Here is a 21573-nt window from a genome sequence, read left to right on the forward strand (position 1 = left end):
CGTTGTCCTTTTTTAAAATTGATGTTCTACAGAGTCACAGTGTAATAATTCTTTTTCTTTTTTCTCTATTGGTTTTGTCTTTAACCCTTTGTGTTTTGCTTGAAGCATCATAGTGGTTAATTCATTTTTTTCTTTCTCCATTGCTTCACGAAGTTGTGCATCACGTTCTATATCAAAATAAACTGTACCGTCAATAATTGTTTTTTCTGCTTTAGCATAAATAGATAATGGATGATCTGACCATAAAACCACATCTGCATCCTTTCCTACTTTTATACTTCCTACACGATCATCAATATGTAATAATTTTGCTGGGTTTAAAGTCACGAACTTCCAAGCGTCTTCTTCGCTAATATCTCCGTATTTTACACTTTTTGCAGCTTCTTGGTTTAAGCGTCTAGACATTTCCGCATCATCACTATTAATAGCAACCGTTACACCTGCATTGTGCATGATTGGTGCGTTAAAAGGAATAGCATCGTTAACCTCATATTTATATGCCCACCAATCACTAAACGTAGATCCGCCAACACCGTGTTCTACCATTTTATCTGCTACTTTGTAACCTTCTAAAATATGTGTAAAAGTATTAATGTTGAAGTTGAATTGTTCTGCAACTTTCATTAGCATATTAATTTCACTTTGTACGTAAGAGTGACAAGAAATGAAACGTTCTTTATTTAAAATCTCGGCAATAGTTTCTAACTCAATATCTTTTCTATATGGTTTACCGCTTTTCTTTAATGCATCATATTCTTTTGCTCTTTGAAAATAATCTATGAAAACCTGCTCTACACCCATTCTGGTTTGTGGAAAACGGTTTTTAGAATAATCGCCCCAATTACTTTGCTTTACGTTTTCACCTAAAGCAAACTTGATAAATTTTGGAGTATTTGTGTAAATTAAGTTTTCAGGAGTTTCTCCCCATTTTAATTTAATAATTGCCGAACGACCGCCAATTGGATTTGCAGATCCGTGAAGTACTTGGATTGATGTAACACCACCAGAAAGGTTGCGGTAAATGTTAATATCTTCGGCATCTAAAACGTCTTCTATGCTTACTTCTGCAGTGCTATTATGACCAGCTTCATTAACGCTTGAAGTTGCAATATGCGAATGTTCGTCAATAATTCCAGACGTTAAATGCTTTCCTGTAGCATCTACAATTGTTGCACTACCAGCACTAAGATTTTTACCGATTTTAGAAATTTTTCCGTTTTTAATTAAAACGTCTGTTTGTTCTAAAATACCTTCGGCTTCATTAGTCCAAACCGTTGCGTTTTTAAATAAAATAGTTTCTTGTTGAGGTAGGCTAGTAAAACCATAAGCCATGTTAGGATAAGTAACAGGAAATAGTTTTGGCATTTCACTTTGTTTATCTTCGTCTTTATCGCTTTTTTTCTCTTCAGTTTTTTCTAAAGCTTTTTTAGTAGCGTTAAAAGCAAATTCTTTTCCGTTAGGGAAAATTGCTTTTCCTTTTATGTTTTCTGAATCTGAAATTTTTGAAACAACTCTTACAAACTCTTGTTTTGTAGTGTCAATTGTAGAGAAAGTTAGCGTTAACCATTCGTCAGAAAAGTTAATTTTAGAACCTAACTCTTTATCTTCAGTTTTTACTTTAGACTTCAGTTTTTCTATATCACCAGAGATTGATAATTCGTAATCGGTATTGTTTAATTTAAACGTGTAATCTCCACGTAAGTCTTTGGTATCCATTGGTGTTATTTCATCTTTAACACCAGTTACCCAGTTTTGATAAATGGTTGTTTCTTTGTCAAAAATATCTCCGGAAGTGATTAAAAAGTTAGCATAAGCACCAGTTTTTAAATGACCTAATTGAGTAGATTTGCCTATGATTTGCGCAGGAATAGTTGTTAAAGCTTCTAATGCTTTAGTTTTATCTAAACCATATTCTATAGCTTTTTGAAGATTAGCCAATAAGTCTTTTTCTTCTTTTAAATCATGTGTTGTAAAAGCAAAAGTAATATTGTTATCTGCTAAGACTTTAGGATTTGAAGGTGCTTGATTCCATGCTTTTAAGTCGGCTAAACTAACCGAACTAGCCATTAATGGGTCTTCCATATCATAAGCTACAGGAAAATTTACAGGCACGATGAACTGTGCGTTTGTCGCTTTGATGTCTTTAATCCATTCGTATTCATCACCGCCAGCAACAAAAATATATTGAGTATTAAATTGATCACCGATTTTATCAAAACGAAGTACATTTTCTTTACTAGAAGCATTTAGAATTTGAATTTCATTTCTATTAACATTAAAGGCTTCTAAAGCACGATCTTTCTCATTTATATTTCCTTTTGCGTACCAATCTGCGTCAAGATTTACTTGTCTTAATAATGCCATAGTACCCATTAAAGATGTTGGGTACATTTGACGTGATGTTTTACTTTTTGAAGTACCGTAAAACAGACCTAGTTTTTCGTCTAATAATCTTGTGGCATCACTACCTTCTGGCGCTAATGTAACTAATACACCAGTACCTTGGATAATTCCGTCGTCAATGTGAGAATTAACAACTCCAAAACCAGCTTTTCTAAGTTTTTCTGCTTTTTTACTATCAAAGTCAAAAAAGTCTAATGCGTTTTGGTCAGGTCTTATGTGGTCGTTCCAATAAAAACCTTCACGACTTGCATCGTATTGAGGTGATCGTCTATTACTTGAAGCGTTTTCAACAGGTTTCATTCCAAAATCGCTATACGTTTCAATAAATGAAGGGTAAATAGTTTTACCACTTAAATCTACAGTTACTGCATTTTTTGGGACAGATACATTATTACCACTAGCAACTACTTTTCCGTCTTTAATTAAAAGTGTACCATTATCTACAATTTGTGTTGGAGTAATGTAGATTTTAGCATTTGTAAATGCTGTGTAATTAGAGGTGTTAGTTTTTACACCGTCATTTTTAGGAATATATTCTTGTGCAAAGGAATAACTACACAACAATAGACCTAAAAAGCTTAGGATTTTTCTCATAAGAATAGTTAGTTTAAAGTCTTAAAGAGACTAAAGATAAGTCTTAAAGCAACCCATTCAAAATCAAGGGTAAAATTTTAACTTTTTTAAAGTGTTTTATTTTGTAGGTAATTTACTAGTAATGCCACTACATAGCTGTAGCTTTCCATACCTTTTGCTTGGTTATTGGCTTTTAGATAAGTAGTGTATGTGCTTTTAAAGAAAATTTCTGATGGGTTTTTGTAACTATCCCAAAAGTCCTGCACTTCTTGATAGTTTTTGATAATACCTGGGTTTATAGTTTCGACCAATTCAAAATAAGTATCAGGATTACGTTTATAGACTTCTCTTAAGCAGTGTCTTAATCCAAAGGTGTAGCCGCAATATTTAAAATAAATATCTGGATTGTTTACAGATGCAAAAAAGCCCATAAAATTAGCCTCATTTTCTAATGCGTAACCTAATTGGTGTGCAATTTCGTGCGCAGAAGTTGTTGGAAATTTATACTCCGGAATTAAATAATCTACCTGAGCTTCATTAGTCAAAGGATTCAAATAACCGCTAAAACCCATATACGTAAGCGGTATACTAAATATCGATTTTTTTAAACTTTTTGGATGGTATTCTAAATGCGGAAATTCTTTTTCCAGCGCTTTATAACCATTAGGAGTTTGTTTTAAAATTTCTGTTTTAGTGTAAGGTAAAACTACTTTTACAGTGTCGTTTTTGGCAATTTGCAACTGTAAACTGTTAGATTTTTCAATAAGTTTTTTGGTGACCGAAAGTAGTTGCTCTGTAGTATAATTATCTTCTAATTTTAAGTTTTCGTGCAAAGGATTACGGTAATAATTAAATCCCCAAAGTAAATGAAATGCAAAATACACAACACCTAAAACAGCACCAACATCTAATAACCATTTTACGGTGTCTTTATAAATGCGTTTTCTATTTAAAACTAACCATCTAAGTATTAAGATTAAGCTAATGCCATAAACAAAATCTCCAAAACTAAACGGTAACCAACCCAAAATGTATCTAAAGAATTTAGATAAAAACGGATATAAACCGTCGCTATAATAACGGTCTACAAATTCAGGAAAACGTTTGGCAAGTTGCACCAAAATGTAGGTAGGTACAATTAATCCCGTTAAAATTAATTTGGTGTGTTTTCGCATAGACTTCAAAAATAATTAAAATTAGGACCAATCGTTCAGGTTTTTTTAAAAGGTTAGTTCCTGCTGTCCGTTATATCTTTTTTATTTGATCACTTCGACTACGCTCAGTGACCAAATAAAAAAGGATGCCACTTCCATCAGGAGTAGCGACTAAGGTTAGTGATTATTTAAAAAGGTTTCTTTTGTCATTTAGATTGAAGCGAAGAATCTCATAATTTCAACTTAAAAAAGTAATTAATCCATAGTGCATTTTGTACTTTTGTGTTTCAATAAAAATAAAAATATGAGTCAAGACGTAAGAGCCTTAGAGCCTAAAGCATTATGGAATAAATTTGCCGATTTAAACGCTGTACCAAGACCTTCTAAAAAAGAAGAACGCGTTATACAATTTATGAAAGATTTTGGAGCTAAACTAGGTCTAGAAACTATAGAAGACGAAGTAGGAAACGTAATCATCAAAAAGCCAGCAACAGCAGGTATGGAAGATCGTGTAACCATTGTAATGCAATCGCATTTAGATATGGTACATCAAAAAAATAACGATACGGTTTTTGATTTTGATACGCAAGGTATTGAGATGTATGTAGATGGTGATTGGGTAAAAGCAAAAGGAACAACACTTGGTGCAGATAATGGTTTAGGTGTTGCTACCATTATGGCTATTTTAGAAAGTACAGACATACCACATCCACCAATAGAAGCTTTATTTACCATTGATGAAGAAACCGGTATGACTGGTGCAATGGGATTAAAAGGCGGATTATTAACTGGTGATATTTTATTGAATTTAGATACCGAAGAGGATGACGAAATTGGTGTTGGTTGTGCTGGTGGCGTAGATGTTACTGCAAGACGTACTTATGAAGAAGAAGAAACACCAGAATTTAAAACCGGTTACCAAGTTGAGGTTAAAGGATTGCAAGGTGGACATTCAGGAATGCAAATACACGAAGGTTTAGGTAACGCTAATAAAATTATGAACCGTGTGTTATTTGACGGTTTTGAAAACTTTGGTTTACGTATTTCTCAAATTGAAGGCGGAAGTTTACGTAACGCTATACCACGCGAGAGCAAAGCTATTATTGCAATAGATGCGATACACGAAGAGGCTTTTTTAGCCGAAATGAATGAGCAAGCCAATACCATAAAAAAGGAACTTAAAACCATGGAGCCAGATTTAGAGATTTTGGTCACTAAAACTGAAACGCCAGAAAAAATTATGGATTTAGGAGTGCAAGAAGGTGTAACTAGAGCTATTTATGCGGCTTTAAATGGTGTATACCGTATGAGTGCAGATATACCAGAATTAGTAGAAACCTCTAACAATATAGCGCGAGTAACTATTAAAGATGGTGAGATAGAAATTGCGTGTTTAACACGTAGCTCAGTAGAGAGTTCTAAATTAGATTTAGCCAATACTTTACGCGCAACGTTTGAGTTAACAGGTTGCGAAGTAGAGTTTTCTGGAGATTATCCAGGTTGGACACCAAATATGGATGCATCTATCTTAAAAGTGGTTACCAATGTTTACGAGCGTTTAAATAACGAAAAGCCACACGTCGCAGCTTGCCATGCAGGTTTAGAATGTGGTATTTTAGGACAAAATTACCCAGATATGGAAATGATTAGTTTTGGACCAAACATTAAAGGCGCACATAGTCCAGACGAGCGTGCACAAATTAGCTCTGCACAAAAATATTGGAAATTTGTGTTAGAAATTTTAAAAGACATCCCAAAGAAATAGGGAAGTAGATAGTAATAAAAAAAAAGCCCAGTTTTGCTGGGCTTTTTTATGTTTCGTTTAACGGTCTGGTGTATGATTTCATTACGTGTTAAGGTACTAAAGTTAGTAAATAAAACACAGATAGAAAGATCGCAAGGATTTTCGTATGTAGGCTAGAACCAAGAAATTAATTATACACGGTGTTAGGCTGTGTTATTTCTAAGGTATAAACTCATAGAAATCATATCCAGTAGAACCTCCCGAAGCATAAATTCCGCCTCCACCTATATATGCTCTTCCATTCAGGGAAAATGAAAAATGCCCTCCTCTTTGGATATGTCCAATATCATCAATTTGAGTCCAATTGTCTAATGATGGGTCATATTTCCAACAATCCTTTCTATTACTTCCTCCTGTAGGTGTTCCACCAGTCACATATCCATATCCGTTAAGTTCAAATGAAGCTGTATATCTTCTAGAATCATTAAAATCTGCAATTTTTATCCATTCATCCGTATTTGGATGGTAAGACCAATAGTCAAACATTCCTGTATTTGTAGCTCCATTACCTACATAAGCAATATCATTTATAGTGAATGTTGATGTTTCGGTTCTTAAAAAATAGTTTTGATAAGTAAAGTCAGCAATTTGTGTCCAACTGTTTGTAGTGGGCGAATATTTATAAAAATCTCCATATTTTATGCTTGTATAGGGTTCAAAATCAGCACCCATTCCAATATATATTTCTCCGTTTATTGAAAAATGTGTTGGATAATCTCTTCTTGAACCTATATAGGCAGTTAACTCATTCCATTGTTCAGTAATTGGGTTATATTCCCAAAAGCCATTATTAATTTCTGCATTATATACGTAGATTTTATCTCCGTTTGAAACTGAAACAGCGCTCGATTTCATTGTAAATGGAATTGTAGACTGTCCCCAGCTAAAATCTACAGGATTAAATTTCCATAAGTAGTAGTTGTTATCATTTATATCTTGGGAAGGAGCAATTACAAAAGCTTGATTTTGAGCAACAATAGCATTATTGACAGATCTGTGGAATCTGAATGGTAAATTATCAGAGACCATAACCCATTTATCAAGTATATTAAGTTCTATTTCATATTCTACAATTAAATCTAAAAGTTGAATTTTCACTATGGCTTTTCTTCTTGGAAAAGGACCCAAAGGTATATTTGTTTCAAGACTTTCTGTATTACCAGTTGTCAGATCTACTTCAATATCTTCTATGGTAATGTTATTTCTTTCTAAAACAGGATGAAAATAGGCTCCTTGAATTGTAATATCCTGATTTGCATAAACATCTTGTACCACAAAATTAATTTCAGGTGGAATTAACTGAAAGTTTTCATTGAATACAACTTCTTGAAGTTGGGCTACAACTTTGATTTGCTCAGAACTACTTTCTAAATCATCAGGGACAATTACTTTTAGTGTATTTCTATCAGCAAAAGTAACAGTAGCTTCGATGTTTCCAAAATAAACTTTGTTTCTAGATATTGCGAAATCAAAATTATCACCAGTAATAGTCAATTCATCTCTAAATGTTGCATTTAATGGGCTAATAGACTCAATTTGAGGTTCAAGTAATGTGAATGATGAATAACTATCTTCTCTATTATCTATTTTGACTCGAATATTATTTTCTATATTTTCTATGTTTGTAGGAATTTTGCACTTAATTATTGAATCATTTAAAGAAATTATCTCACTACTTATTCCAGAGAAGTCTATAAAAGTTTGATGATTATCATCTTTGAAATACCTACCATATATTTCTAATGTGTCGGCTATAACTCCAAACTCATCAGAAATAGAGTTTATTTCGGGTGCAACGCTACCGTCTGATATAAAACTCTTAGTATCCCCATAAAACGATACCCCAGAGGATTTTGCAAACGCTTTGTAAAAATACTCTATATTTTCTTCAGTTCCATTAGCAAGAAAATATTCTATTTCATTGCTTGAGTCTAATTCTGAATTCAGTACAATTCTATTGTTGAACAGGCTGTCTAATGAGTATTCAAATCCTATTTCTGAAATAGTGTTTCCATTAGATTCATAACTACCTGAAAGGTTCACGCCTCCACTAGCACCTACCGTCGCGTTAATAGTTAATACTTCTGGCTCCATAATTTGAGATTCACTTTCTTCGTCATCAGAACTACAGGAAATAAGGATGCTTAATAAGGCTATAGTTGTAAATAGATATTTGTATTTACTCATAGTTTTGTTTTTATGTGTGGTAATATAAAGATAAAGCAAGTTTCCAACTCGCGTTATCGATTGTTAAACAAAGTTAACGTTAATGTGTAAGAAAATCTATACGTAGGTCTACGTATATTTGTAAAAAACCACCTGAAAAGGTGGTTTTCTATTTTATGTTTTTTTGTGATGTTATTTAATACCTACAATTTCTAAATCAAATACTAAATTAGCGTTTGGTGGTATACGTGGCGCACGTCCGTTTGGTCCGTACCCTAAATAACTTGGTACAAAAATACGGGCTTTATCGCCAATGTTCATTTTTAGCATAGCTTCTCTAAAACCTGGTACAAGCGTAGCAGACTCGTTATAAATCATAGGGAAAGGCTCATATGCACCAGCTTTATCTGCTTGTTCGTTATAGGTATTTGTAGCTTTTGCTACTTCTGTATCTGTGGTGTAAAATAAGTTTCCGTTTTCAAAGTAACCTGTACTTTGTATTAAGACATTATCGGTGCTTTTTGGTGTTACACCATCTTTGGCTTTGTTTAAAATCATCACTAATCCAGTAGGCGACTCTATAACTTCACCTTCCATATCTTTATTTTTCTCGATAAAGGCTTTACCAGCTATTTTTGCTTGCTCTTTAATTTTTTCTTGCATAGCAGCTTGTTGCTCTTCTAAGCGTTGAGGTAATAAAGGTTCTTTTTCGGTAAATACTTTTGCTGCGTCAAATGCTTTTGCATCGGCACCTTTTCTTATAATATTTAATTCTTCAATAATAACAGGATCTACAGGTTTTGTTTGTACTGTTTTTACATTAGATATGGTGTCTTGTACTTCTATTCCTTTTACTAATTCTCCAAACACTGCATGACAGCTTGTTCTTGGCATGTTACAGTTTTTAAAACTTCCGTCTGCATAAAATGCATCTAAGTTGGTTTTTGGTACTTCGGTAATAAAAAACTGGCTACCATTTGTGTTTAATCCACCAGAGTTAGCCATAGATAAAATACCTGCTTTATCGTGACTTAGGCTTGTGTCAAACTCGCTATAAAATTTAAAACCTGCGCTTCCCATACCAGTTCCTGTTGGGTCGCCACCTTGTATCATAAATTTGTCCATAACTCTATGAAAAGTAATACCGTTATAAAATGGTTTTCCTTTTAAAGAATCTGCTAATTTTGGATGTGTTCCTTCTGCAAGACCTACAAAGTTAGCAACTGTAACAGGTACTTTGTCATAAAATAATTTTGCAACCATAGTACCTTTGTTGGTCTTAAACTCGGCGTAAAGTCCGTCTGGTAAATCAGGATATTTGTCTTGACACGACATTGCCGAAAAGCTGGCAATAAAAGCGATAAGTAAAAATTTCATTTGTTTTTTTATTAGGTTCATTGTTATTTGGTTTAGTCTTGATTTTTAGTGATTTTATTTACGGTTACTTGACACATAATTGGTGTGTTAATACCTATTTTGCGTTCGTCTCCATAATAACCATATGCTTTTTGCGAAGGGAATAAAAATGTAGCAGTTTCTCCTTCTTTTAGAAGTTTTAAACCTTCGCGAAGACCAGTAAAAATTTCTTCTTGGTCCATAGCGTAATTTTGCGTTTTTATTTCTTCTTTAGTATAAATTACATCGCTATCTAAGGTTTTTACATTGTAATTGAAGTTAATTATATCACCAAAACCTGGTGTTTGTAAACTGTCATTTTCAACTTTTGTATTGTAATAGTACCAAAAACCGTTTCCTGAATTTTTAAATTCTTTATCAGGTTGATTGGCTATTATGGTTTCTATTTTTTCAATTTCTTTTTGGTTTAAAGCTTTATTACGTGCAACAGATTGGTCTATAAAACTTCCAGAAGACACAGTAATTGGTTTGCGCGCTTCAGGACTTTTGCAAGCTGTAATAAGCAGTCCAAAAAAGATAAATATATAAAGATTAAGCTTCATTTAATGCCGATTTGTATTGTGGTAATATACTAATAAATTTTTCAACAGTTTCTTTAATTGGTAAATCACTTTTTCCGCCTGCAGCATTAGTATGTCCGCCACCTTCAAAATGAGATCTAGACATTAAATTTACAGAGAAATCTCCTTTAGAGCGTAAAGAAATCTTTACGATATTTTGTTGTGCGTCTTCTATAAAAATAGCAGCTAAAACAATATTGTTAAGTGATAAAGCGTAATTTACAAATCCTTCTGTATCGCCTTTTTTATAATCAAATTTTTGAAGCTCTTTAAGAGTTAAAGTGATGTATGCTGCTCTATATTCTGGCAATACTTTTAGGTTGCTTAAAGCACAGCCTAAAAGTTGCAAACGGTTGTAACTATTAGTATCGTATACTTGATTATGAATAAAAGTATTTTGAGCACCTTTATCAATTAAATCTGCTATAACACGATGTGTCCTGCTTGTAGTAGAATTAAACCTAAAAGAACCAGTATCTGTCATTATTCCTAAATAAATAGCGGTTGCCATATTGCTATCTAAATGGTCTAAATCTCCTAACATTTCAATAAAATTATAAATCATCTCGCAGGTAGAACTCATACTTACATCACTATATGTATACTTTGCGTACGGATCTGGTTGTTGATGATGATCTATCATAATTTTTAACGACTTATTTTCTGCAAGCGTATTTTCCATATCTCCAGCTCTATGAAAGGCATTGAAGTCTAGAGTGAAAACAATATCTGCATTGTTTAACGCTTCTAAAGATTGACTGTTTTGTGAGTCAAACTTTAAAATTAAATCCTGACCAGGAACCCATTTTAAAAAATCAGGATAATCATTAGGTGTAATAACTGTTACAGAATGATTGATTTTTGTTAAATAATGAAATAAGGCTAAGCTAGACCCAATAGCGTCTCCGTCAGGGTTTTTATGAGTAACAATTACTATTTTTTTAGGTGAAGCTAATAGCGATTTAATATCTGAAATTTCATGTTTTGTCATAGCGTACGAATATACAATTTTTTAATAATTGAATTTGTTGTTTTTCTTAATAAATGCCTTACTTTTGCACAAAATTAACAAGCTAAATATAGCTGTGTTATAATAAGTTGAAATTAAACTAAAACAATAAAATGGCAACTAATAGAACATTTACAATGCTTAAGCCAGATGCTGTAGAAAAAGGACACATTGGCGCAATTTTAGAAAAAATTAATGCTTCAGGATTTAGAATCGTAGCAATGAAATTAACACACATGACTAAGCAAGATGCAGAAGCGTTTTATGCTATACACAAAGAAAGACCTTTCTTTGGAGAGTTAGTAGAGTATATGACACGTGGTCCTATTGTAGCTGCTATTTTAGAAAAAGATAACGCAGTAGAAGACTTTAGAACTTTAATAGGTGCTACTAATCCAGCAGAAGCTGCAGAAGGAACTATTAGAAAAATGTACGCAGAATCTATAGGAGAAAATGCAGTACATGGTAGTGATAGTGATGAGAACGCAGCTATTGAAGGTGCTTTTCATTTTTCTGGAAGAGAAATGTTTTAAATAATAAAACATATATAACTAAAAAAGCCTTTCTAATTTAGAAAGGCTTTTTTTGTAATCGTTTAAATAGAAAATATATATTATACTACTTTTACATTTACTGCGTTCATACCTTTACGTCCTTCTTGTAGATCAAACTCTACTTCATCTCCTTCTCTAACTTCGTCAATTAGACCTGAGATGTGAACGAAATGGTCTTTGTTAGATCCTTCTTCAGTTATAAAACCATAACCTTTAGAATCATTGAAAAATTTTACTGTGCCTTGAGCCATTGTAATAAAAAAAATTTGTTAATAATGTGCCAAAGATAGAGTTTATAATATTAACTCAACGTTATTTTTAAAATTTTTCAAAAAAATAAAAAAAACGATAAAAATTTTTCAATTATCTGAGTACTATTTTATTAACTATATTTTTACCTAGCTCTTCATTAATTAGATTTATGATTTTTTCTTTTCCGTAGCTTAGTTCTTCTCTTAAGGCACTAGAGCTTAATTGTATATATAGTGTGTCTCTTTTTAATTGAATATTTGTAGTGTAGTTGTTAATACCATTACCCATAAGTTTTATCCAGGCTTCTCTAACTTGTACTTTGTCTAAACCAGTTTCTAGTTTATTTTCTGTAACAAATTCTTTTAGGACATCTTGTAGATTTAATATATCGTTATTTCGTTTGGCCATTATTGAATGTTTATTGGTGTGTAACGTTTATATAAATATACGTCTTTGCTTTGGTTTATTACTTTCATTTCATCTTTAGAAATATCTAAAATAGTTTCTTTCCAGTTATGGTATGGTGTCTTGTAATGTAAGTTAAAACTGTCGTTTTCTATTTTGAAAGTGAAAGTTTCTGAGTTTTTTGAAGTTTTAAAAGTACCATCAAACTCAGGTTTCATTTTTTTTCTAAATCCAGAAGAGTCTGATGTGATTTCTATATAATCAATAGTTTCGTTAACAGTATATTGTTTTTCTACTCCACTATTTAGTTTTACTTCTTTTATTTCCCAATAACCTTCTAAATTATTAGTGAATTGTGTTTTGTCTTTAGAGCAACTAAAGATTGCTAAAATGAATATAAAGATTAATTTTTTCATTTTTAAAAATTATAGTTTAAATATTTTATAGCTTTGATGTACTTGTTTTACTACATTTTCTGTACGATCTGCATGTGTATCACTTATAAAAATCTGACCAAAATTTTCGTCATCAACTAGCTTAATAATTTGAGCAACTCTAGTTTCGTCTAACTTATCAAAAATATCATCTAAAAGTAATATTGGATTACTACCACTTTCGGCTTTTATACTATCAAATTGTGCAAGTTTTAATGCAATTAAAAAAGATTTTTGCTGTCCTTGACTACCAAACTTTTTTATAGGATGATCATCAATATTAAATATTAAATCGTCTTTGTGTACACCAACACTTGTGTATTGTAAAGCTTTATCTTTATTTATGTTTTGGCGTAAAAGTGTATTTAAATCATCATCAAAAAGATGGCTTTTGTAATCTAAATCTATAGCTTCGTTATTATCACTAATGGCTTTATAACGTTCTTTAAAAATAGGAACAAAAAATTTTAAAAATGCTTTACGTTTTTCAAAAATTTCTGTGCCATAAGTGTTTAACTGTTCGTTATACACATCAATAGTGTCTTGGTTGTACGTATGGTTAGCAGCAAAATATTTTAATAACGAATTACGTTGCGCCAATACTTTATTGTAGTTTATTAAATGACTTAAGTAGTTTTTATCATTTTGACTAATTACACTGTCAATAAATTTTCTTCTGGTATCGCTGCCCTCAATAATTAAATCTCTATCTGCTGGCGAAATAATTACAAGAGGTAAAAAGCCAATATGATCACTAAATTTATCATAAGCTTTTGTGTTACGCTTTATAACTTTTTTTTGTCCTTTTTTTAAGCTAACAACAATGTTTTCGGTTTTATTGTCTTTATCATATTCGCCATTAATAACAAAAAAATCTTCATCATGTCTAATATTCTGTGAAGAGACCGGATTAAAATAACTTTTACCAAAAGAAAGATGGTAGATAGCATCTAAAACATTAGTTTTTCCTACGCCATTATTACCGACTAGGCAATTAATAGTAGCATCAAACTCAAAAGTCTTGGTGTCAAAATTCTTATAATTTAAAAGCGAAAGTGATTTTAAAATCATGGATATAATATAAAAAAAGTGTGCTAAATAGTGTTACCACAATAAGAAGTGCAAATTATTGAAAAATATCAAATAAATAGGCTTTTATTTATGAAGAAAAATTATATTTTTGTGCGCATTAATAAAACGAAGTATGGCAACGTATAAGAAAAGAGGATACAAACCTAAGACGAAAGTTGAAAAAGAAATAGAAGTAGAAGAAGAATCTACAACAGCAGAAGTATTTAATACTTTAGACGAGTCTGCAAACAAAGCAGAAGAGTTTGTAGAAAAAAATCAAAAAAACATCTTTATAGTAATTGGTGTTATAGCTGCTTTAGTTTTAGGGTACTTAGGTTACCAACAATTTGTAGCAAAACCAAAACAAGCAACTGCTATGAATGAGATGTACCAGGCAAAAAAGTATTTTAATGATGCTGTAACAGCTACAGCAAATAAAGACTCTTTATACAATTTAGCTTTAAGTGGAGGAGAAGGTAAGTTAGGATTAACAGATATCGTAGATCAATACAGTGGTACAGATGCTGGTAACTTAGCAAACTACTATGCAGGTATGGCATATTTAAATTTAAAAGACTACGAAAAAGCAATTGCTTACTTAGACGATTTTAAAAGTGAAGACGAAGCTTTAGCGCCAATGGCTAAAGGAGCAATAGGTGATGCGTTTATGCAATTAAACCAAGAAGAGCAGGCTTTAGACTATTATTTAAAAGCAGCTAACTTACGTCAAAACGAATTTACTACACCAACGTTTTTATATAAAGCAGGTGTAACAGCTTTAAATATGGGTAATACTTCTAAAGCATTAGACTTATTTAACAAAATTAAAGATAACTATCCAGATGCTCCTGAAGCTAAAAACTCAGAAGTATTTATAGGAAAAGCACAAGCGATGTCAAAATAAAAAAATATGGCAACAACAGATTTATCAGCTTACGATAAAGCATCAATCCCAAACGGAAAGCAATTTCGGTTTGGGATTGTTGTTTCAGAATGGAACGACAATATAACCGAAGGTCTCTTAAAAGGAGCAAAAGACACACTTTTAGAACATGGTGTTACACCAGACAACATTGTAGTTTGGCATGTGCCAGGTAGCTATGAGCTAATTTACGGAAGTAAAAAAATGCAAGAACAACTTGTAGATGTTGTAATAGCAATTGGTAGCGTAATACAAGGCGAGACAAAGCATTTTGATTTTGTATGTGATGCTGTATCACAAGGGATTAAAGATCTAAATGTACAGCACGAAACACCCGTAATTTTCTGTGTGCTTACAGATAATACTTTGCAACAAGCAATTGACCGTTCTGGCGGTAAACATGGTAATAAAGGTGTAGAAGCTGCTGTAGCTGCCTTAAAAATGGCACAATTAAGGGAGAACGCTTAGATTTCGGTATAGAGTATTGATTATCGGGTTTTCAGTATTTAGTGTGTAGTCAATGATAGTTTGTTTAATTTTGCTAATTGCTAATTGCTAATTGCTAATTGCTAATTGCTAATTGCTAACTATTCCCTTTTGTTAACAATTTTTAGCATTCTCTAACCAGCAATCTCTAGTATTTTCAGTAAATTTGAACTTACTAGTAATACCATTTAGCATTGTTTGGTCAAAGAAAAAATAAAACATTTACTTACAAATCTCGTTTTAATAAAGACAACGATTCTGCTTCGCAATTAAAAGAAAGTTTGAAATCTAGTTGGAGCGAGGCAAGACCTTCTATTTCTGGAAGAAAAAAGAGTAATACCTTGTTCCTTTTAATAGGGCTTTTAGTATTTATTGCTATCTTAATGTATTACTTAGATACAAAAATTAAATAATTATGGGACTTCTAACAAGACGAAAAAATAAAAAGTTTAGTTACACACCAAGATATTATAAAGGTGAAGGAAGCCCATATGAAATAAAACACAAATTTGACGATTTTAGAACAACGGTAGGTGATAACAAAAACATAAAACAAAAATTTAATAACGCAATAGACGAGTTAAAACATAACCCAGATCAAGCTGCAAATAGACGCATTTTGATAATTGTTGCAGTCTTAGTGTTTTTATTTTTATTAATTATTGGTTTTGACCTATCCATTTTCTTCCCAAATTAAAATATGGCAGATATAATTCAATTATTACCAGATCATGTTGCTAATCAAATTGCTGCAGGAGAAGTAGTACAACGTCCTGCATCTGTCGTAAAAGAATTGTTAGAAAACGCAATTGATGCTGGAGCAACAACAATAAAATTAATCGTAAAAGATGCTGGTAAAACATTAATACAAGTTATCGATAACGGAAAAGGCATGAGTGCAACCGACGCTAGATTGAGTTTTGAGCGTCATGCTACATCAAAAATCCGAAATGCAGAAGACTTATTTCAATTAAATACTAAAGGATTTCGTGGTGAAGCTTTAGCAAGTATCGCTGCAATTGCGCATGTTGAGCTAAAGACAAAACAGGAAGATGACGAGCTTGGTACTTGTATAGAAATTGAAGGTAGCGAAGTTAAAAGTCAAGATGTAGTCGTAACACCAAAAGGAACATCGTTAGCTGTAAAAAACTTGTTTTTTAATATTCCTGCACGACGAAATTTTTTAAAGTCTAATGCGGTCGAATTACGTCATGTTATAGACGAGTTTCATCGTGTGGCATTAGCGCATCCAAGCATAACATTTTCTATGTTTCATAACGGAAGCGAAACATTTAATCTTCCAGAAAGCAATTATAGGCAGCGTATAGTTAATATTTTTGGGACTAAAACCAACGAAAAATTAGTACCTGTAGAAGAAGCTACAGAGGTACTAACCATTTCTGGATTTGTTGGTAAACCAGAATTTGCCAAGAAAAGTCGTAACGAGCAGTTTTTCTTTGTAAATAATCGTTTTATTAAAAGCGCTTATTTAAATCATGCTATAAATTCAGCGTTTGAAGGTTTACTTAAAGATGGTGCGCAACCAAGTTATTTTTTAAACTTAACGGTAAATCCGCAAACCATAGATATTAATATTCACCCAACAAAAACTGAGATTAAATTTGACGATGAGCATACATTATATGCCATCTTAAGATCTGCAGTAAAGCATAGTTTGGGACAGTTTAATATTGCACCAGTTTTAGATTTTGAACGCGATGCCAACTTAGATACGCCTTATAATTATCAACAAAAATCTGCACCTTCGGTTGAGGTAGATAGTAGTTTTAATCCCTTTAAAGATGAAGTTGTTACTAGCAAGTTGTCTTCATCTGCATCTTCATTTTCAACTTCGCCTTCATTTAAAAAAGATAGAGGAACAAGTTGGGAAAGTTTGTATGTTGGATTAGAATCTAAAGGCAACCAATCGGCTTCAAATTTTAACGAAGTAACTTTTGAAAGCGAACCAGAAACCGCTTCAATTTTTGAAAACGAAAATGAAGTAGAGCAGAAGCAAACTACCTATCAGCTTAATAATAAGTTTATAATAAGTACCATAAAATCTGGTATGTTGGTTATAGACCAGCATAAGGCACATCAACGTGTATTGTATGAAGAATACCTTCAAAATATAACTGTAAAAGAAGGTGTAAGTCAGCAATTATTATTTCCGTTAGAATTACATTTTTCTAAACAAGAAATTAAATTAATTCAACAATTACAAGAAGATTTAGAAGCTACAGGATTTGTGTTTACACATGTTAAAGATGAAATTGTAGTGATTACTGGCGTACCTGTAAATGTACCAGAAAGCGAAGTGTCTATAATTTTAGAGCAGCTAATAAGTGATGTAGAAAATGAAGTGCCAGATAGTCACTTTTCTGCAGCAGATTTACTGGCAAAATCTATGGCTAAAAGTTTAGCTATAAAAACAGGACAAACCTTAACAAATACAGAGCAAGAACACTTAGTAAACAGACTGTTTGCTTGTAAAGAACCAAGTGTGTCACCGACCAATAAAACAACGTTTATTACGATGACTGTTGATGAACTTGAAAAGAAATTTATGTAAGTTATGATGAGAATTTCAGATACCGTAAAACACCTTATAATAATCAATGTAATTTTTTTCATTGGTACGGTTACTGTTGGTGGCGGCGAAGCTTTTTATGAATGGTTTGCGCTTCATTTTCCTGCAAGTGATAGCTTTAAACCTTGGCAAGTCGTAACGCATATGTTCATGCACGGTAGTATTGGACATATCTTTTTTAATATGTTTGCGTTATGGATGTTTGGTTCTCCCGTAGAATATAGCTTAGGAAGAAACAAATTTTTATTTATCTATTTTTCTGCAGGTTTAGGAGCTGCATTGTTCCAATTAGGTGGTGCATATTTTAATTATTTACCTGCTTATGAGCAGTTGATGGCTTCTGGAGTGACATCAGATCAGTTTTTTGATATGATGAATACAGGAAGAGTATACAACAATGTACCTCAAGAAATGATTACAGAATTACAATCTGCGTATAACTCATACAACAGTACAATGGTTGGCGCATCAGGTTGTATAATGGGAATTTTAGCAGCATTTGGTATGATGAATCCAAACGCAGAGCTAATGATGATTTTCTTACCAATTCCTATAAAAGCTAAATACTTTATTCCCGGGATAATTATCTTAGATGTAATATCTGCTGTTACAGGTCAATCATTTTTTAGTCCAAGTAATACCGCTTATTTAGCTCATGTTGGTGGTGCTTTAGTCGGGTTTTTTATTATGTGGTATTGGAAGAAAAATCAATTCAATCAAAATCGTTGGGATAGATAAATGAGTCAAATAGATCAGTTAAAATATAAATACGCTAGGCTTAATGTGCTAGAAAAAGTTATAGTCATTAATGTGATTATCTTTTTACTTGCATTAATCTTAAATCCTATTGTTCCTAGTGTTTTTAAATGGTTAAGACTACAAAGCGACTTTTATGATGTATTATATAAACCGTGGACAATCTTTACTTATGGATTTGTGCATTTTGGTTTATTTCATATGATTTTTAATATGCTTTGGTTATACCTTTTAGGAAGAATATTTATGAATTTATTCAATCCTAAAATGGCGCTTAATATTTATTTTTTAGGAATAATTGTAGGTGGTTTAGCCTTTTTATTTGGTTATAATGTTTTTTCCAGTTTCTTTTCAGCAAATGCTTATCTAATTGGTGCTTCTGGTGGCGTTAGTGCATTATTAATTTTTATAAGCGCTTATTTACCCGATAAAAATATAAGATTTTTTACTTTCAATTTAAAATTATGGTGGATAGCTGTAGCATTTGTAGCTTTTGATATTATAGGTTTGTTTGGTAGTAACGCAGGTGGAAGTTTAGCACATTTAGGAGGAGCTTTACTAGGTTTTGTTTATGCAAAACAACTAGAAAAAGGCAATGATATAGGTGCAGGTTTTGGTCGTTTTATGGATAATATAGCTAGTTGGTTTAAGCCAAATAATAAATCAAACTTAAAAACCGTTCATAAAAGAAAAAGTAAAGTAGCTGGTTATGATAAAAAGGAATTTAACGAGCTAAATACACAAAAAAAAATAGATACTATTCTAGATAAAATAAGTAAAAGTGGTTACGACAGTCTGACTAAAGAAGAGAAAGATTTTCTTTTTAGAGCTGGAAAATAAGAACTAAAGTAACTGAGGAAATATGATATGAAAAAGTTGAAATTTTTTGAAAAAATCGTTTTTTTCCTCAATTCTATTGTGGCTTTTCTACTGTTGCTATCTTATATTTTACCTCATGTACCTCCAAAAACTTTTGCTACACTTTCTGTGTTAAGTTTAGGTGTTCCTTTTTTAATTTTGTTAAACGTATTATTTTTTGTGTATTGGTTGTTTAAAGTCAAAAAGCAACTCATACTTTCTTTACTTGTTATAGCTATTGGTTATCTATTGTTTGGTTCCTTTTATAAGTTTTCAAACTCCGAAAAAAATATAGAAAGTAGTCTATCTGTGATGAATTATAATGTACGCCTATTTAATCTTTACGATTGGATAGCAGAAAAAGACATCCAAACTAAGCTGACTAATTTTGTGAAAAAAGAGCAACCAGATGTGTTGTGTATACAAGAGTTTCATCCACATCAATCTGTAGATTTATCTTTTTTTAAATATAAATTTGAAAAATTAGAGGGTAAAAAAACAAAATATGGTCAAGCTATTTTTTCTCAATATCCAATAATTAATTCTGGATCAATTAATTTTCCTAATACTGCTAATAATGCCATTTTTGCAGACATTGTAAAAGATAAAGATACAGTTAGAGTTTATAATGTACATTTTCAATCATTACGACTTAATACTAAAGCAGAAAATTTAACTCAAGAAGAAGGAGAAAAAATTTTTAATGGTATAGGTGAAACTTTTAAAAAGCAACAAACTCAAGCCGAATTATTTTTAAAACATAAATCCAATTCTCCTTACAAAATGATTATTTCTGGAGATTTTAATAACTCTGCTTTTTCTTATATATACAATCAAGTAAAAGGCGATTTAAAAGATACTTTTAAAGAGCAAGGTAATGGTTTTGGGCGTACTTATGATTTTAAGTTTTTCCCTTTAAGAATAGATTTTATTCTAGCAGACCAAAGTTTTGAAGTAGATAGTTTTAAGACTTTTGATGTAGAGTATTCTGATCATTATCCTATAATGACAAGATTAAGCTTAAAAGATAACTAAAGTAAACAGTCTACACTATCTGCCAAGATATGTATAACTAAGCCTAATCCAATTAAGCGTGTTTTTTTGGGGATTAGAAGTAGTATGTAAATAGCAATAGCATAATAGGAGTGAAGTGGATGAAAGTTAATGCTACATCTGTTAGGTGCAAAAATAGGCGTAGCTAGTAAATGATCTAAATCTATTAACATACCACAAATCATAATTAGATAAGCTTTTTTCCAACTTCTTTTATAGAAAAATAGAGCAACTGCTAGAGGTAATATAAAGTGAATACCGTAATGTATAATTGGTTTATACATGCGTAGGTAGTATTTGGTTCTCTAAATAAGTCAACGCATTTGTTCCTTCATTAAACAATAAGTCTATAATACTTAAATTATCTATATATCCACATTTATCAAAAAAGACTTGTCTATAGTTTTCAAAGTTGAAATTAGGCTCTTTTCTGGCGTTAACAAGCGATCTAAAATCTGTTAAATCGTCATGTTTTGTTTGATAACTTTCAGTATAAGTAATATCCATATCTAACTGAAGACAATCACTTACAATTTCAAAACATTTTAAATTAAAATCATAAATAAACTCATGTCTTTTCTCGAAAAGTGAAATAAATTCATCTTCATAATATTCAAAAAAAGGCGACGTGCGATAAGCAGCTTCAAGACTTTTCCAGTGTATTTGTTGCCATTTTTCGGTATTACTAATTTTTACATCCTTGTATAATTGTCTGTTTTTATGACTGTGAATTATAGGAATACTTAATTGTAATTTGCCATTTGCGCCATAAATATATGTGCGGTTACGGTAGGTTTGCTTCTGGAAATTATCATGTTTTTCAAACACCAAATCTTCAGCTTTAGCAATAGCTACACATTGTGCAATGCTAGGAAAATATGTTGGATGAAGAAGTGCTTTCATTTGTTAATGCGTTTTTTTACTTTTAAATTATGATTTATTTTTTAAAAACAATAAACAATTGGTTTAGAAATTTAATATTGCCAAACGTTGATAAACCGTTAAAAGACTATATAGGATCTGGTATGAATCGTGGTTTTAGGTCAAAAAAAGACCCTGTTGAGCAAATAGAAAAAAGGTTTGATGAACAAAAAAGTATGAACTAAA

23 protein-coding genes are annotated in these 21573 nt (G+C 31.8%); 11 read left to right on the forward strand and 12 right to left on the reverse strand.

From position 1 onward, the window contains the following. Positions 1-12 precede the first annotated feature (12 nt). Both FHS04_RS13235 and FHS04_RS13240 read right to left on the reverse strand, forming a co-directional pair. Positions 13-2997, reverse strand: coding sequence for an amidohydrolase family protein (locus FHS04_RS13235; RefSeq protein WP_106676031.1), 2985 nt, complete (start codon positions 2995-2997; stop codon positions 13-15). Positions 2998-3083: 86 nt separating this feature from the next. Beyond that, positions 3084-4151 carry a DUF3810 domain-containing protein gene (locus FHS04_RS13240; RefSeq protein WP_106676033.1) on the reverse strand — a complete coding sequence of 356 codons (1068 nt, stop codon included), beginning with the start codon at positions 4149-4151 and terminating at the stop codon, positions 3084-3086. A gap of 283 nt (positions 4152-4434) precedes the next feature. Here FHS04_RS13240 and FHS04_RS13245 point away from each other — a divergent pair, with 283 nt between their 5' ends. Then, positions 4435-5895, forward strand: coding sequence for an aminoacyl-histidine dipeptidase (locus FHS04_RS13245; RefSeq protein ID WP_106676036.1), 1461 nt, complete (start codon positions 4435-4437; stop codon positions 5893-5895). Between the two features lie 198 nt (positions 5896-6093). Here the strand turns inward: FHS04_RS13245 and FHS04_RS13250 are convergent, their stop codons facing one another. From FHS04_RS13250 to FHS04_RS13265, 4 genes are all read right to left on the reverse strand, one after another. Continuing rightward, positions 6094-8121 (reverse strand): IPT/TIG domain-containing protein, encoded by a 2028-nt coding sequence (locus FHS04_RS13250; protein WP_106676038.1) that lies wholly within the window; start codon positions 8119-8121, stop codon positions 6094-6096. A 171-nt stretch (positions 8122-8292) separates the two neighbouring features. Then, positions 8293-9477 carry a peptidylprolyl isomerase gene (locus tag FHS04_RS13255; protein WP_181256088.1) on the reverse strand — a complete coding sequence of 395 codons (1185 nt, stop codon included), beginning with the start codon at positions 9475-9477 and terminating at the stop codon, positions 8293-8295. Positions 9478-9509: 32 nt separating this feature from the next. Next, a complete protein-coding gene (gene gldI / locus FHS04_RS13260; RefSeq protein ID WP_106676043.1) occupies positions 9510-10058 on the reverse strand; it encodes a gliding motility-associated peptidyl-prolyl isomerase GldI in 549 nt (182 codons plus the stop codon). Next, on the reverse strand, positions 10048-11067 hold the full coding sequence (locus tag FHS04_RS13265; protein WP_106676045.1) for a DHH family phosphoesterase: 1020 nt from the start codon (positions 11065-11067) through the stop codon (positions 10048-10050). Before FHS04_RS13265 ends, gldI begins: the two co-directional genes overlap by 11 nt. A 131-nt stretch (positions 11068-11198) precedes the next feature. On the opposite strand from FHS04_RS13265, the gene FHS04_RS13270 reads away from it, so the two are divergent. Next, positions 11199-11618 carry a nucleoside-diphosphate kinase gene (locus tag FHS04_RS13270; protein ID WP_027880679.1) on the forward strand — a complete coding sequence of 140 codons (420 nt, stop codon included), beginning with the start codon at positions 11199-11201 and terminating at the stop codon, positions 11616-11618. Between the two features lie 80 nt (positions 11619-11698). Here FHS04_RS13270 and FHS04_RS13275 read toward each other — a convergent pair whose 3' ends face one another. From FHS04_RS13275 to recF, 4 genes are all read right to left on the reverse strand, one after another. Next, a complete protein-coding gene (locus FHS04_RS13275) occupies positions 11699-11890 on the reverse strand; it encodes a cold-shock protein (RefSeq protein WP_027880678.1) in 192 nt (63 codons plus the stop codon). A gap of 112 nt (positions 11891-12002) precedes the next feature. Continuing rightward, positions 12003-12299, reverse strand: coding sequence for a DUF721 domain-containing protein (locus tag FHS04_RS13280; protein ID WP_027880677.1), 297 nt, complete (start codon positions 12297-12299; stop codon positions 12003-12005). Then, positions 12299-12712: a lipocalin-like domain-containing protein gene (locus FHS04_RS13285; protein ID WP_106676048.1), complete on the reverse strand. Its 414-nt coding sequence runs from the start codon at positions 12710-12712 to the stop codon at positions 12299-12301. The genes FHS04_RS13280 and FHS04_RS13285 overlap by 1 nt, the downstream gene beginning before the upstream one ends. Before the next feature lie 9 nt (positions 12713-12721). After that, complete coding sequence (gene recF / locus FHS04_RS13290) at positions 12722-13801, reverse strand: DNA replication/repair protein RecF (RefSeq protein ID WP_106676051.1); 1080 nt, start codon at positions 13799-13801, stop codon at positions 12722-12724. Positions 13802-13934: 133 nt separating this feature from the next. On the opposite strand from recF, the gene FHS04_RS13295 reads away from it, so the two are divergent. The 8 genes from FHS04_RS13295 to FHS04_RS13330 all read left to right on the forward strand — a co-directional run bounded on the left by FHS04_RS13295 (position 13935) and on the right by FHS04_RS13330 (position 20448). After that, on the forward strand, positions 13935-14705 hold the full coding sequence (locus tag FHS04_RS13295; RefSeq protein WP_027880674.1) for a tetratricopeptide repeat protein: 771 nt from the start codon (positions 13935-13937) through the stop codon (positions 14703-14705). Between the two features lie 6 nt (positions 14706-14711). Beyond that, complete coding sequence (gene ribH, locus FHS04_RS13300; RefSeq protein WP_106676054.1) at positions 14712-15191, forward strand: 6,7-dimethyl-8-ribityllumazine synthase; 480 nt, start codon at positions 14712-14714, stop codon at positions 15189-15191. A gap of 212 nt (positions 15192-15403) precedes the next feature. Then, entirely contained in the window at positions 15404-15622 is a 219-nt protein-coding gene (locus FHS04_RS13305) for a hypothetical protein (RefSeq protein WP_106676056.1), read from the forward strand. A 2-nt stretch (positions 15623-15624) separates the two neighbouring features. Beyond that, the gene (locus FHS04_RS13310; RefSeq protein ID WP_027880671.1) at positions 15625-15906 is read left to right on the forward strand and encodes a hypothetical protein; all 282 of its coding nucleotides are present in this window, start codon (positions 15625-15627) and stop codon (positions 15904-15906) included. 3 nt (positions 15907-15909) lie between these two features. Then, complete coding sequence (gene mutL, locus FHS04_RS13315) at positions 15910-17781, forward strand: DNA mismatch repair endonuclease MutL (protein ID WP_106676059.1); 1872 nt, start codon at positions 15910-15912, stop codon at positions 17779-17781. A gap of 3 nt (positions 17782-17784) precedes the next feature. Further along, positions 17785-18537 carry a rhomboid family intramembrane serine protease gene (locus tag FHS04_RS13320; RefSeq protein WP_106676061.1) on the forward strand — a complete coding sequence of 251 codons (753 nt, stop codon included), beginning with the start codon at positions 17785-17787 and terminating at the stop codon, positions 18535-18537. After that, positions 18538-19395 (forward strand): rhomboid family intramembrane serine protease, encoded by an 858-nt coding sequence (locus FHS04_RS13325; protein WP_106676064.1) that lies wholly within the window; start codon positions 18538-18540, stop codon positions 19393-19395. 78 nt (positions 19396-19473) lie between these two features. Continuing rightward, complete coding sequence (locus FHS04_RS13330; RefSeq protein ID WP_317044600.1) at positions 19474-20448, forward strand: endonuclease/exonuclease/phosphatase family protein; 975 nt, start codon at positions 19474-19476, stop codon at positions 20446-20448. On the opposite strand, the gene FHS04_RS13335 is transcribed toward FHS04_RS13330, so the two are convergent. Both FHS04_RS13335 and FHS04_RS13340 read right to left on the reverse strand, forming a co-directional pair. Beyond that, positions 20445-20750: a DUF6122 family protein gene (locus FHS04_RS13335; RefSeq protein ID WP_106676069.1), complete on the reverse strand. Its 306-nt coding sequence runs from the start codon at positions 20748-20750 to the stop codon at positions 20445-20447. The genes FHS04_RS13330 and FHS04_RS13335 overlap by 4 nt on opposite strands. After that, the gene (locus FHS04_RS13340) at positions 20743-21369 is read right to left on the reverse strand and encodes a WbqC family protein (protein WP_106676071.1); all 627 of its coding nucleotides are present in this window, start codon (positions 21367-21369) and stop codon (positions 20743-20745) included. Before FHS04_RS13340 ends, FHS04_RS13335 begins: the two co-directional genes overlap by 8 nt. A gap of 29 nt (positions 21370-21398) precedes the next feature. Between FHS04_RS13340 and FHS04_RS13345 the strand changes: the two genes are divergently transcribed. After that, positions 21399-21572, forward strand: a complete 174-nt coding sequence (locus tag FHS04_RS13345; protein ID WP_155912652.1) for a hypothetical protein — start codon at positions 21399-21401, stop codon at positions 21570-21572. The last annotated feature ends 1 nt before the right edge of the window (position 21573 follow it).

The organism is Mesoflavibacter zeaxanthinifaciens subsp. sabulilitoris (genome assembly GCF_014191595.1).
Classification (GTDB): domain Bacteria; phylum Bacteroidota; class Bacteroidia; order Flavobacteriales; family Flavobacteriaceae; genus Mesoflavibacter; species Mesoflavibacter zeaxanthinifaciens.